This is a genomic window from Streptomyces sp. B15 (assembly GCF_018070605.1).
In the GTDB taxonomy this organism is placed as follows: Bacteria; Actinomycetota; Actinomycetes; order Streptomycetales; family Streptomycetaceae; genus Streptomyces; species Streptomyces smyrnaeus.
The window spans coordinates 1-11,980 of record NZ_JAGPXJ010000030.1; the positions used below are offsets into that span (position 1 = coordinate 1).

Here is an 11,980-nt window from a genome sequence, read left to right on the forward strand (position 1 = left end):
GTGTAGAGCCGGTAGAGCTTCTTGTAGCGCAGCAGCGGCTCCACCGCCGGATGGTCCACCTTCCGCAGTTCCCAGGCCCGCGTGGAGCCCAGCCGGATCCCCGCACGGGCGAACGCCTGCAGTACGTCCGCGGCCAGATCCGGCCGCACCCGTACGCCGGGTCCGAACGCCCGCGACACCTCCTCCTCCAGCTCCACGAGCCTTCTGGGCGGCCCGCTGCCCGCATACCGCTCGCCCAGCAGCTCCGCCAGCAGTTCCCGGTGGATCTCCGCGCTCCACGGCACCCCGGCGCGGCTCATCTCCCCGGCCACCAGCGTGCCCGCCGACTCACCTGCCAGCAGCAGCCGCATCCGGTCCGGGTGCTCGGTCCGCGCGGTGCGGTCCAGCTGCGCCGCGTACACCTCCAGCAGCGCCTCCAGCGGGTCCACACCGTCCGGCAGCGGCACCGGGCCCGCCTCGAACAGGGAGGGCTGGGGATCGGTCTCGCGGGGGGAGGCCTGCCGGTCCGGGGGCACCGGCCGCCCGTGCAGCCGCGCCCAGGCGGCCGGCACCGAGCGCGGCTCACCCGCTCTGCCCTCGTAGGCCAGCAGCAGGGCCTCGGCCGTCTCCACGTCGTAGCACCGCTCCACCCGCACTCCCAGGGCGCCTCCCGGCAGCGGGCCGGTGGAGGCCGGCAGCGCGGGCTGCACCAGAGGTGTGGAGCGCCATACCCAGCGGGTCGTCCCGGGCCGGGCCCGTACGGCCGCTGCCACCGACTCCTCCGTGACGACAGGGCCCGCCGGGCGGCCTCGTGCGTCGAGCGGGCAGACCCGCACCCGGTCGCCGCCCGCCGGGACCAGCGCCCACCGCTCCCCGGTGGGCGGCGCGCCACCTGCCGCGGGCACCGCCCGCGCCGTGTGCCCAACCCCCGTCTCGTCCATGCCCGAAGTGTCGCAGCCGCCTCTGACAACACCTCCGGCCTGCTCATGGGGAGGGAGGGACGGGCGCGGCCCGGTCCGACGGTCCCGGTCATGGACGGATGAGGGGGTGTCATACTTCCTGCGTCCCAACGCACTTGGAGGCCAGGGCCGACTGTGAACAAGAGTCAACAGCGTGGCGCGCGCTCCCTCCCCGCGCCCCGTGCCACCGAGAGGTCCCAGGCGCGCCGCGCCGAGCTCCTGGCGATAGGCCGCAAGCTGTTCGCCGACACCTCCTACGACGCCCTGTCCATGGACGACATCGCGCGCAGCGCGGGGGTGGCGAAAGGGCTGATCTACTACTATTTCACCAACAAGCGGGGCTACTACCTGGCGATCATCGAGGAGGCCGTCGCCGAACTGGTGGCCCGGGCGACGAGCGCCTCCGAGGTGCCCCCCGCCGAGCGGGTGCACCGCACCATCGACGGCTATCTGCGGTACGCCCAGCACAACCAGGCGGCCTACCGCACGATCGTCAGCGGGGGAGTGGGCCACGACGAGCAGGTCATGGCGATCCACGACCGCGTGCGCGAACAGTTGGTGGGCGCCATCGCCGAGGGTGCCTGGAGCCGTACCGACATCTCGCCCCTCGCCCGGACGGCCCTGGTGGGCTGGCTGGCCTCGGTGGAGGGCGTCACCCTGGACTGGCTGGCCCGCAAGCAGCAGCTGTCCCGCGAGGTGCTGCGCGAGCTGCTCATCCGCACGCTGCGCGGCACGCTGGAGATCATCGCGGAGTTCGACCCGGCACTGCCTCCGCCTACGCCGCCGCAGGTCGAGAGCCGAACGCGGCCGTAGCCCCCCTGCCGAGCCGGGAGGTCCGCAGCCGTGCGGTTCTCCGGTCCTTCTCGGCTCCCTCTCCGGTCCCCTTCCCGTCCTTCTCCGGTCTCCTTCGGCGCTCCTGCCCCCGGGCCCGCCGTCGGTCCGGTCGGCACCGGCATATCCCTCGCCTTTCGGGACACTCGTCCACAGAAGAGCGTCTTTCCGGCTGAGAGGGAAACCATGGACATATCGGGTCTGATCAGCGCGCTCGTCGTCGGCGTCGTCATCGGTGCGCTCGGTCGGCTGGTGCTGCCGGGCAGGCAGCAGGTGGGGGTGGTGTGGACGATCGTGGTCGGCATCGTCGCCGCGCTGATCGGCAGTGGCATCGCAGGGGCGGTCGGCGTGGCGGACACCAAGGGGTTCGACTGGATCGAGCTGATCATCCAGGTCGCCCTCGCGGCGGTCGGTGTCGGCGCGCTGGAGCGGGCGCGCGCGGGCGGACGGGTGCGTCGCTGACAGGCGGGCTGCCGGCATCTCCGCCGGCGTGCTCGGGTGCCGGGTGCTCGGTGCCGGTCTGCCCGGTGCCTGACTGCGCCGACCGTGCGGGGACGGCGTGAGGCCCCGCGGTGGATCACCGCGGGGCCTCACATGTGCTTCGTCGAGCAGCGTGCGCCGAGAGCTTCCGCCCCTACCGGATGGCCTTGATCAGCTCTCCGTCGGAGGTGTCACCGCTCAGCTCCCAGAAGAAGGCGCCGGCCAGGCCCTGTTGTGCGGCCCAGTCTCCCTTGGCGCCGATCGTCTCCGGGGTGTCGTAGCTCCACCACTGGTTGCCGCAGTGCGCGTAGGCGGTGCCGCCGACCTTTCCGGTGGCCGGGCAGCGGGCCTTGAGGACCTTGTAGTCCTCGATGCCCTGTTCGTAGGTGCCCGGTGCCGGACCGGTCGCCGTTCCGCCGGGAGCCGACTGCGTCACTCCGCTCCAGCCGCGGCCGTAGAAGCCGAGCCCGTACAGCAGCTTGCTGCTGGGGACGCCCATGCTCTTGAGCTTGGCGATGGTCGCCTGGGTGTTGAAGCCCTCCTTGGGGATGCCCTGGTACGAGCTGAGGGGTGAGTGCGGGGCCGTGGGTCCCTTCGCGTCCCAGGCGCCGAAGTAGTCGTACGTCATCGGCAGATACCAGTCGACGTACTGCGCGGCCGTCTTGTAGTCGGTGGCCTCCAGCTTCCCGCCCGGGGAGGCGTCAGCGGTGATGGCGGCGGTGACCAGCTTGTCGCCGAACTTGGCGCGCAGTGCCTTCATCAGATTGCCGAAGGCGTTCGGGCCGCTGGTGTCGCAGCTCAGACCGCAGGCGTTCGGGTACTCCCAGTCGATGTCGATGCCGTCGAAGAGCCCCTTCCAGCGGGAGTCGTTGAGCAGGTTGTAGCAGGACTCGGCGAAGGCGGCCGGGTTCCTGGCGGCCTCACCGAAGCCGCCGGACCAGGTCCAGCCGCCGAAGGACCACAGCACCTTCAGGTCCGGGTGCTTCTGCTTGAGCTTGAGCAGCTGGTTGAAGTTGCCGCGCAGCGGCTGGTCCCAGGTGTCCGCCTTGCCGTCCACGCTCTGGGCGGCGGTGTAGGCCTTCTCGTAGTCGGCGTAGCTGTCGCCGACCGTGCACTTGCCGCCCTGGACGTTGCCGAAGGCGTAGTTGATGTGGGTGAGTTTGTCGGCCGAGCCCGAGGTCTCGATGTTCTTGACGTGGTAGTTGCGCTGGTAGACGCCCCAGTTGGTGAAGTACCCGACCGTCTTGCCGGCTGCCGCTGTCGATTTCGCGGTCACGGCCGGGGCCTGCGGCTTCTCGGCCGGTGCCTGCCGGCCGCCGGCCGACGCGGTCGCCGAGAGCAGCGTCGTGGCCAGGAGTGCCGCGCACAGGGCGCCCAGGAAGGCGATCAGTCCGCGGCGGCGGGTGCGTCGGGGGAGGAGGCGGGGACGTCTGGAGTCGAGGGAGCGTTGTCTTGACGATCCGAGCATGGTCACCTCGCGTGTGGGGTGCGGGGGGTGTGGTGCCGGTCGTACGTTCGGGGAATGTAGAAGGACTAGACCAGCCCGTCAATGGTTCGGACCAATTTCCGTCGAGCCGGTACGCGGGTCGGCACGAGGCGGCCCCGGCCGCGATCACCGCACTGTTCGCCCCCGTACGCCGGTGACGGGCGGCCCTCGATCGGGCATACTCCAACTCGCCGCAGCCGCTGGTCAGCCACCCTCGCGACCCGACGGTGCAGTATCACGGCAGGGGCAGCGGCACCCCCGGCCCGCCAGCGGGCCGGTGTCCCTCGGCGACCCGCCACACCCCGGCGCCGTCGCCGCAGTTCCTGACCCGAAGGAGAGCGCGCCATGCCACAGGACGGTCCGCAGCCGGTGGAACGAGAACTGCCCACCGACGAGGCACGCGACCTGCTGGGCCTCGTCCGCGACCTGGTGCAGCGGGAGATCAAGCCGGTGGCGGCCGAACAGGAGGCGGCGGGCGTCTTCCCGCGCGAGACCTTCCGGCTGCTCTCCGAGGCGGGTCTCCTGGGGCTGCCCTACCCCGAGGAGTACGGCGGCGGAGGCCAGCCCTACCAGGTCTATCTCCAGGTACTGGAAGAACTCGCCGCCGCGCGCCTCACCGTGGGGCTCGGCACGAGCGTGCACTCGCTCGCCTGCCACGGGCTGGCCCACTTCGGCAGCAAGCAGCAGCGCACCGAGTGGCTGCCCGACATGCTCGGCGGCGGCCTGCTCGGCGCCTACTGCCTGTCCGAGCCCTCCTCCGGCTCCGACGCCGCCGCACTGCGCACCCGGGCCGTCCGCGACCAGGGGGCATCCGGAGCGCAGCCGGGGGAAGGCGACTGGGTGCTGAACGGCACCAAGGCCTGGATCACCCACGGCGGTGTCGCCGACTTCTACACCGTGCTCGCCCGTACCGGTCAGGAGGGGCCCTGCGGCATCACCGCGTTCCTCGTCCCCGCCGACGCCGAGGGGCTGAGCGCCGCGCCGCCCGAGCACAAGATGGGGCTCAACGGATCACCCACCGCACAGCTCCACTTCGACGGGGTCCGGGTGCCCGACGCCCGCAGGCTCGGCGACGAGGGCCAGGGCTTCAGCGTCGCGCTCTCCTCCCTCGATTCGGGCCGCCTGGGCATCGCGGCGTGTGCGGTGGGCGTCGCGCAGGCCGCCCTGGACGAGGCGCTGGCCTACACGGCCGAGCGCGAGCAGTTCGGCCGCCCCCTGGCGGACTTCCAGGGGCTGCGCTTCATGCTCGCCGACATGGCCACCCAGATCGAGGCCGGCCGGGCGCTGTACCTGGCGGCGGCCCGGCGGCGGGACGCGGGGCAGCCGTTTGCCCGGCAGGCGGCGATGGCCAAGCTGTTCTGCACCGACACCGCGATGCGTGTCACCACGGACGCGGTGCAACTCCTGGGCGGATACGGCTACACGACGGACTTCCCCGTCGAGCGGTACATGCGCGAGGCCAAGGTCCTCCAGATCGTGGAGGGCACCAATCAGATCCAGCGCATGGTGGTCGCCCGGCACCTGGCGGGGCCGGAGACCAGGAGCTGAGCCGAAACGTGCGGCCCGCGGCGGTCGCCGTTCGCGCCTCGTACGCGTACCGGCCACTTCCCCCTCACCCGACGGTCTGAGAATCTCCCGGACATCGCGTACCGCCCACAGCTGGAGGCGCCAAATGTCCGCAACCGCACCGCACTTCACCCGCCGCCGCGGCATCCGTACGGCCGCGGCGGCGGCCCTCGCGCTGCCCCTCGCGGCGCGCACCGCGACCGCGCAGGCCGCGACAGCACACCCCGCGACCGAGCGCGCGAACGAGCGGCCGGCGGCCGAGGACGGCGCGGCGCTCCGCACGATGACCTTCAATCTGCGCTACGCCTCCGACACCCCGCCCAACAGCTGGGCCGAGCGCCGCCCCGTCACCCGGGCGCTGCTCCGCCGGGAGCGGCCGCATCTGATCGGCACCCAGGAGGGGCTGTACCCGCAGCTGAAGGACATCGCCGCCGACCTGGGGCGGGCACGCTACGACTGGCTCGGCATCGGCCGCGCGGGCGGCAGCCGGGACGAGTTCATGGCCGTCTTCTACGACGTCCGGCGGCTGCTGCCGCTCGAGTACGACCACTTCTGGCTCTCCGACCAGCCCGCCCTGATCGGCTCCACCACCTGGGGCAACACCGTCATCCGGATGGTCACCTGGGTGCGGTTCCGCGATCTGGCCACCGGCCGGGAGCTGTACCACCTCAACACCCACCTGGACCACCGGAGTCAGCCCTCCCGGGAGCGGTCGGCGGCCCTGATCACCGAGCGGCTGGCAGCACTCGACCCGGCATTGCCACGCCTGGTGACCGGCGACTTCAACGTCCCGGCGCACGACAACCCCGTCTACGACACGCTGCTGGACGACGGTGAACTCGTCGACACCTGGGATACCGCAGGCAGCCGCAGCAAGCTGTACGGGACCTTCCACGGCTACCGGCCGCTGGTACCCGACGGTGACCGCATCGACTGGATTCTGGCCTCCCCCGGCGTCCGTGTCCGCAGCGCGACGATCAACACCTTCGAGCGCGACGGGCAGTACCCCAGCGACCATCTACCGGTGCAGGCGCTGATCGAGCTTTAGGTGAACGCTCGCGATCAATACAGCTGGGCCGCGGGAGCCCGCTCGCGGGGGTGCCGTCACCCGCGGGCGGCGTCCCACACGTCCTCGGCCACCTCCTTGCTGAGCGCCACCCGCACCAGCCCGGCCGCCAGCGGGGCCAGCTCGTCCTTCCGCACCATCCCTGCCAGCTTCTGAGCCGACTTCGGCAGCCCCAGCCGCTCCGCGCCCTGCAGGGCCTTGTCGTCCAGATAGGGCTGGTACTCCGGCCAGACCGCCTGGGCCTCCCGCAGGAAGATCGACACCCCCATCGGGCCGATGCCGGGAATGTCGCGCAGCGCGCCCGCGACGTCGCCGTCCTTGCGCATCCTGCGCACATCGCCGCCCCAGCGGTCCAGCAGCAGTTCGGCCCCCCGGCCCAGCTGGGTGGCGGTCCGCTCGTCGTAGCGGCGGTAGCCGCCCTCGCCGAGCGCGTCGACCCGCTGCTGCCAGGTGGCCCGGGCCATCCGCTTCGGGTCCTTCATCCCGGCCTTCGCCAGCGCCCGTGCGCTGGCGACCGCGATGTCCGAGCGGATGCGGGCGCTCAGCAGCAGGGAGAGCACCAGCAGCTGGTAGAGCGGCTGCGGGGTGTCACGCAGCGTGATACCCGCCTCGTCCGCGTAGGTCTTTCCGTGCCGCTTCAGCAGCTCCCTGACCAGGGCCTGCTGCTGGTCCTGCTTGCCGCCCTGTTTGCCGGTCTGCTTGGTGCCGGCCGACCTGGTCGACCTGCTCTTCGTGCTCGTGTTCGTCATTGACGCCTCCTCGGCAGCGGGTCCCCAGCCGTACGGGGACCCACGCCGGGCCCGTACGGAACTACCCGGTCAGCTGTTCCTCACCGGGGCCCGGCCGAAAACGCGCACGGCGGCCTCTCACCATTCCGCGCCGCGCCACCAGGCGCCTCACCACCGGGCGGCTCACCAATCGGCCACGTCTCACCACCGGTCCACGTCCGGAACCGGCACCGGCACCGAGCCCTGCCGCAGGGAGCGGGCGCCCGCCACGCCCACCAGAGAGGCGGCGACCGCGGCCCGGACGGGCACCCGGGGCGGCGCCCCCTCGGTCACCGTGCGCCGGAACGCCTCGACGATTTCGGCCGTGCCCGCTTCGGCGGGGGCGACCTTCTCGCCGTACAGCACCGTCCGCGCCGGGCGGCGCACCTCGTCGCGCAGCGAACCGCCGTGTGCCCACGGCTCGTTGCGCAGCCGTACCGACCAGGCGACCTCGCCCGGCGCGCGCAACGACTCCGCGAGCCCCCGGCTGCCGCGTACCGACAGCCACGACCAGTGGCTGTCCGGTTCGCCCTGGAGGAACGTCTGCCGGGTGAGCGCCAGCGCCCCCGTCGACAGCCGGGTGGCCAGCACGACCGCCATGGGGCGCTCGCCGGCGCCCACCGGGTGTGCCGTGACCTCCACGGGCCGGGCGCCGGTCACATCCAGCACGGGGGAGAGGGTGTGGGTGCAGTAGGCGGTGGGGGAGATCCTGCCGCGCCAGTGCGCGGGGTCCCCCGCCAGGGCGGCCACGTCCTGCGGGGCGAGGCCGTGCACATAGTCGCACTCGATCAGCTCGACGGAGCCGATCTCGCCGTCCGCGACCAGTCTCGCGACCGTCCGCACATGCGGGTGCTCGACATAGTTCTCCGCGAAGGAGTAGTCGGCCGAGGACTGTTCGGCGGCCCGGACCAGGGCCCTGCCCTCCTCCTCGGTCACGCACGCGGCACACTCGCTCAGCACGTGCACGCCCCGTTCGAGGAAGGCCAGCGCCGGCTCGGCGTGCGCGTCGAAGTCGTGGGCCAGGACGACCGCCGCCACATCGGCGGTCACCAGTTGCTGCCAACTGCTCGCCGTACGGGCTTCGGGAAACTCCGCGGAGGCTGCCGCCAGCAGCTCCGGGTCGGCGTCGCACAACGCCGCGACGTCGAACCCGGCCCGGGCGCACCAGCGGGCGAGCACCAGCCCGCGCCGCAACCCCACGATCAACACTCGCGCCATGCGCCCACCTTGGCCCGGCTCCAAAGCTCGGGCAATCGCATTACCCGCGCAGCGGCGCCGACTGCCGGCCGACGGGCGACCGGCAGGAGCAGCAGGACGGTGGCGATGTGCGGCCCGTCAGGCCTGCCCGGCGCCTTGGCCGGTCACTCCGCCGGTCACTCCGCCGGTCACTGCGCGCCGGCCCGGACGGGACGGGTGTCGGGGCGGCCCGCGTGGGAGAACGGCTGGGTACGCCAGTCCAGCCCCTCGGGCAGCGTCAGCAGTTCACTCACCGCGCGTTCGCGCGTCTCGCTGTCCCACGGCGTGGCGTCCCGCACCGGGCGGCCCGACCCCTGGCACACCGTCAGGCCGAACGGATCCCAGGGCGAGGCGCACAGCCCGTGGCGCGGCAGTTTCTCCTCATGGGTGAAGACCGCGATTGCCTGGCGGCATTCGGGGCACTTGACGCGGAGACCTTCGTACATCTCGTCCTCAACGACCGGTCCTGTCAGCTCGGCGGAGACGCCGGGGCCGTCCGAAGTGACGGCCGCCGCGTTCTCGTGCGACTCGTCGTACCGATGAACGGAGTGGGCGGACTTCGTCGTGCGCATGTAATCCCCCTCGATGGAACGGCCGGGCGACTGGGCTCCGGCCACAGCAAGCACTTCCCGCCGTGCTACGCGCATAATCACCTCGCGGGGGAGGACGCGGGTGCACAAGTGTGGCCTTCGTCACATACTTGAAGCTTCCACGTTCACTCCCGGCGCCCGCCCGCCACGGCGCGCCACCCGCTCGTGCCGGAGGGTTCCCGCTGCGCCGGGCGCGCGAGCGCAGTACGGTGATCCGCTGTGGAGGAACTCGACCGTCAGATCGTGGAACTGCTCGTCAAGGACGGGCGGATGAGCTACACCGACCTGGGCAAGGCCACCGGCCTGTCCACCTCGGCCGTGCACCAGCGCGTACGCCGCCTCGAACAGCGCGGCGTCATCCGCGGCTACGCCGCGCTGGTGGACCCCGAGGCCGTCGGGCTGCCGATGACGGCGTTCATCTCCGTCAAACCCTTCGACCCCAGTGCTCCGGACGACATCGCGGAACGGCTCGCGGACGTGCCGGAGATCGAGGCGTGCCACAGCGTGGCGGGGGACGAGAACTACATCCTCAAGGTGCGGGTCGCCACTCCCATCGAACTGGAGCACCTGCTCGCCCGGATCCGCAGCCTCGCCGGGGTCTCGACCCGTACGACCGTCGTGCTGTCCACCCCGTACGAGGCCAGGCCGCCCCGCATCTGAGACGCCGCCCCCCCGCGGTCCCACCGGCCGTCCCGCCGCCGTCCCGTGGACCCCGCGCGAGGAGAGGGCCCCGGGAGCGGGAGACTGTCCCCATGAGCGACAGCACAACCCCCTCCCGGCCCCGCACCCTCCTGTTGCGCGGGGGCGAGGTGCACAGCCCCGCCGATCCGTTCGCGACCGCGATGGTCGTGGAGGGCGACAGCATCGCCTGGATCGGCACGGAGGGCGCTGCCGACTCCTTCGCCGACGGTGTCGACGAGGTGGTCCATCTCGACGGTGCACTGGTCACCCCGGCCTTCACCGACGCCCATGTGCACACGACGGCGACCGGGCTCGCGCTGACCGGCCTCGATCTGTCCGGCGCGCCCACCCTCGCGGACGCGCTCGCCCAGGTGCGCGCGTACGCGAAGGCCCGGCCGGACGACCGGGTGCTGCTGGGTACCGGCTGGGACGCCCACGCCTGGCCCGAGCAGCGCCACCCCAGCCGCGCCGAGCTCGACGAGGCGAGCGGTGGACGGCCGCTGTATCTGACCCGGATCGACGTCCATTCCGCACTCGCCGACACGGCCATGCTCGACCTCGTCCCCGACATCACCACCCGCGAGGGGTACCGGCCCGACGCGCCGTTGACGGGCGACGCGCACCATGCCGTCCGTGAGGCCGCGTACGCCACGCTCACCCCGCGGCAGCGCACCGAGGCCCAACGCGCCGCCCGCGCCCACGCCGCCTCGCTCGGCATCGGTGCGCTGCACGAGTGCGCCGGCCCCGACATCTCGGGCGAGGACGACCTGCGCGGGCTGCTCGCGCTGGCGGCCGAGGAGCCGGGCCCCCGTGTCCACGGCTACTGGGCGGAGCTCGTCACCTCGGCGAAGGAGGCGGCCAGGATCGGTGAACTCGGCGTCGTCGGGGCGGCCGGTGACCTGTTCGCGGACGGTTCCCTCGGCTCGCACACCGCGCATCTGTGCGCCCCCTACGCGGACGCGCCGCACACCAGCGGGAGCGCCCTGCTGGACGCCGAGGCCGTCGCCGCCCACGTCGCCGCCTGCACCGAGGCGGGGCTCCAGGCCGGGTTCCACGCCATCGGTGACGCCGCGCTCCAGGCTGTCACCGAGGGTGTTCGCCGGGCTGCCGAGACCGTCGGCCCGGCCCGGGTCCGGGCGGCCCGGCACCGCGTGGAGCATGCCGAGATGCTCACCGAACAGACCCTCGCCGACTTCGCCGACCTGGCCCTGACCGCCTCCGTGCAGCCGGGATTCGACGCCGCCTGGGGCGGCGCGGACGGTATGTACGCGCGCCGGCTGGGTGCCGAGCGCGCCGCGTCTCTCAATCCGTACGCGGCGCTGCTGCGGGCCGGGGTGCCGCTCGCCCTCGGCTCGGACAGCCCCGTCACCCCGCTCGGCCCGTGGGAAGCGATCCGCGCCGCCGCCTTCCACCGCACCCACGAGCACCGGATCTCCGTACGCGGCGCCTTCACCGCGCACACCCGTGGCGGCTGGCGCGCCCTCGGCCGCGACGACGCGGGGGTGCTGGTCCCCGGCGCCCCCGCCGACTACGCGCTGTGGCGGACGGGGCCCCTCGTCGTCCAGGCTCCCGACACCCGCGTCGCCAACTGGTCCACCGACCCACGCTCCGGCACCCCCGGACTGCCCGACCTGACACCGGGCGGTCAAGTCCCGGTCTGTCTGCGGACGGTGGTGGGCGGACGTACGGTCTACGCACGGCCGGACGAGTGATGTAGGGAGCGGTAATACGGCCGAACGAGACCCCCTCCGCCGGTCGCTGCGGCGCCGCCTTCTCCGCACTGACCTGGTCTTTCGCTGAAACACCCCAGGTAACCGGGCTGTTGACAATGATTGCCCGAAGCCCGGTAGGTTCGGCCGCGTCCACCACAGGACGTCCGACCGGGGAGCTTCCGCGCTGTCGTCGAACGCCGCTGGGCCACGGGGTGGTGTACCGCACCGGCGCACCACCACTGCGAGCCAGGTCCAGCGCCCGCGGCACGGGGACAGATGGTTTCCGCCGGTCGGCGGGTGTGACCCGGGACGGGGCCCGGACGCTCAGTAGACAACGGCTTTCGGACGATCCGCAGCCAGCGGGTCCCAGGTCGGCCCGAAGGGCACCGGGCCCCGATCCGTAGACAGCGCCCGAACCGCACGGCGTGCCCCCGCCGATGACGCTCCGCGACGCGGCGGCTACCGCGCCCGTCCGCGCTCCCGTGCTTTCCCGCCGCTTTACGGTCCCGCGCCCCGCACCGGGCCCCGCGCGTTGTACGGTCAGCTCACGACCGCACGACCTGCTAGGAAGGCCGCGACCTTGGCATCGGGCCCCGACACCACCTCCGCTTCCGCCCCGGACGACGG

The 11,980-nt window shown here is 72.6% G+C and carries 10 protein-coding genes and 1 pseudogene; 6 read left to right on the forward strand and 5 right to left on the reverse strand.

The window, feature by feature from the left end:
- Window positions 1-920: pseudogene (locus tag KBY19_RS16030) on the reverse strand (bifunctional 3'-5' exonuclease/DNA polymerase); the annotation flags it as partial.
- Window positions 921-1,073: 153 nt separating this feature from the next.
- Here KBY19_RS16030 and KBY19_RS16035 point away from each other — a divergent pair.
- Window positions 1,074-1,751 (forward strand): TetR/AcrR family transcriptional regulator, encoded by a 678-nt coding sequence (locus KBY19_RS16035; RefSeq protein ID WP_099878485.1) that lies wholly within the window; start codon window positions 1,074-1,076, stop codon window positions 1,749-1,751.
- 204 nt (window positions 1,752-1,955) lie between these two features.
- A complete protein-coding gene (locus tag KBY19_RS16040) occupies window positions 1,956-2,231 on the forward strand; it encodes a GlsB/YeaQ/YmgE family stress response membrane protein (RefSeq protein WP_099878484.1) in 276 nt (91 codons plus the stop codon).
- A gap of 172 nt (window positions 2,232-2,403) precedes the next feature.
- On the opposite strand, the gene KBY19_RS16045 is transcribed toward KBY19_RS16040, so the two are convergent.
- Window positions 2,404-3,717 carry a glycoside hydrolase family 18 protein gene (locus tag KBY19_RS16045; RefSeq protein WP_185016259.1) on the reverse strand — a complete coding sequence of 438 codons (1,314 nt, stop codon included), beginning with the start codon at window positions 3,715-3,717 and terminating at the stop codon, window positions 2,404-2,406.
- A gap of 363 nt (window positions 3,718-4,080) precedes the next feature.
- On the opposite strand from KBY19_RS16045, the gene KBY19_RS16050 reads away from it, so the two are divergent.
- Together KBY19_RS16050 and KBY19_RS16055 are read left to right on the forward strand one after the other, a co-directional pair.
- On the forward strand, window positions 4,081-5,283 hold the full coding sequence (locus KBY19_RS16050; RefSeq protein WP_099878480.1) for an acyl-CoA dehydrogenase: 1,203 nt from the start codon (window positions 4,081-4,083) through the stop codon (window positions 5,281-5,283).
- 124 nt (window positions 5,284-5,407) lie between these two features.
- Window positions 5,408-6,349 carry an endonuclease/exonuclease/phosphatase family protein gene (locus tag KBY19_RS16055; protein ID WP_210965996.1) on the forward strand — a complete coding sequence of 314 codons (942 nt, stop codon included), beginning with the start codon at window positions 5,408-5,410 and terminating at the stop codon, window positions 6,347-6,349.
- 56 nt (window positions 6,350-6,405) lie between these two features.
- On the opposite strand, the gene KBY19_RS16060 is transcribed toward KBY19_RS16055, so the two are convergent.
- The 3 genes from KBY19_RS16060 to KBY19_RS16070 form a co-directional block, all read right to left on the reverse strand.
- Window positions 6,406-7,116 carry a hypothetical protein gene (locus tag KBY19_RS16060; protein ID WP_247691028.1) on the reverse strand — a complete coding sequence of 237 codons (711 nt, stop codon included), beginning with the start codon at window positions 7,114-7,116 and terminating at the stop codon, window positions 6,406-6,408.
- A gap of 180 nt (window positions 7,117-7,296) precedes the next feature.
- Window positions 7,297-8,352, reverse strand: a complete 1,056-nt coding sequence (locus KBY19_RS16065) for a Gfo/Idh/MocA family protein (RefSeq protein ID WP_099878476.1) — start codon at window positions 8,350-8,352, stop codon at window positions 7,297-7,299.
- A gap of 167 nt (window positions 8,353-8,519) precedes the next feature.
- Window positions 8,520-8,942, reverse strand: a complete 423-nt coding sequence (locus KBY19_RS16070) for a hypothetical protein (protein WP_247691029.1) — start codon at window positions 8,940-8,942, stop codon at window positions 8,520-8,522.
- Window positions 8,943-9,179: 237 nt separating this feature from the next.
- On the opposite strand from KBY19_RS16070, the gene KBY19_RS16075 reads away from it, so the two are divergent.
- Together KBY19_RS16075 and KBY19_RS16080 are read left to right on the forward strand one after the other, a co-directional pair.
- Window positions 9,180-9,620: an Lrp/AsnC family transcriptional regulator gene (locus KBY19_RS16075; protein WP_099878472.1), complete on the forward strand. Its 441-nt coding sequence runs from the start codon at window positions 9,180-9,182 to the stop codon at window positions 9,618-9,620.
- A gap of 92 nt (window positions 9,621-9,712) precedes the next feature.
- Window positions 9,713-11,353 (forward strand): amidohydrolase, encoded by a 1,641-nt coding sequence (locus KBY19_RS16080; protein WP_099878470.1) that lies wholly within the window; start codon window positions 9,713-9,715, stop codon window positions 11,351-11,353.
- The last annotated feature ends 627 nt before the right edge of the window (window positions 11,354-11,980 follow it).

What these genes read in the sequence shown, in the direction of transcription:
- KBY19_RS16055 (WP_210965996.1), top strand. Translation starts at nt 5,408, where the DNA reads ATGTCCGCAACCGCACCGCACTTCACCCGCCGCCGCGGCATCCGTACG.
- KBY19_RS16060 (WP_247691028.1), bottom strand. Translation starts at nt 7,116, where the DNA reads ATGACGAACACGAGCACGAAGAGCAGGTCGACCAGGTCGGCCGGCACC.
- KBY19_RS16040 (WP_099878484.1), top strand. Translation starts at nt 1,956, where the DNA reads ATGGACATATCGGGTCTGATCAGCGCGCTCGTCGTCGGCGTCGTCATC.
- KBY19_RS16070 (WP_247691029.1), bottom strand. Translation starts at nt 8,942, where the DNA reads ATGCGCACGACGAAGTCCGCCCACTCCGTTCATCGGTACGACGAGTCG.
- KBY19_RS16050 (WP_099878480.1), top strand. Translation starts at nt 4,081, where the DNA reads ATGCCACAGGACGGTCCGCAGCCGGTGGAACGAGAACTGCCCACCGAC.
- KBY19_RS16065 (WP_099878476.1), bottom strand. Translation starts at nt 8,352, where the DNA reads ATGGCGCGAGTGTTGATCGTGGGGTTGCGGCGCGGGCTGGTGCTCGCC.
- KBY19_RS16080 (WP_099878470.1), top strand. Translation starts at nt 9,713, where the DNA reads ATGAGCGACAGCACAACCCCCTCCCGGCCCCGCACCCTCCTGTTGCGC.
- KBY19_RS16045 (WP_185016259.1), bottom strand. Translation starts at nt 3,717, where the DNA reads ATGCTCGGATCGTCAAGACAACGCTCCCTCGACTCCAGACGTCCCCGC.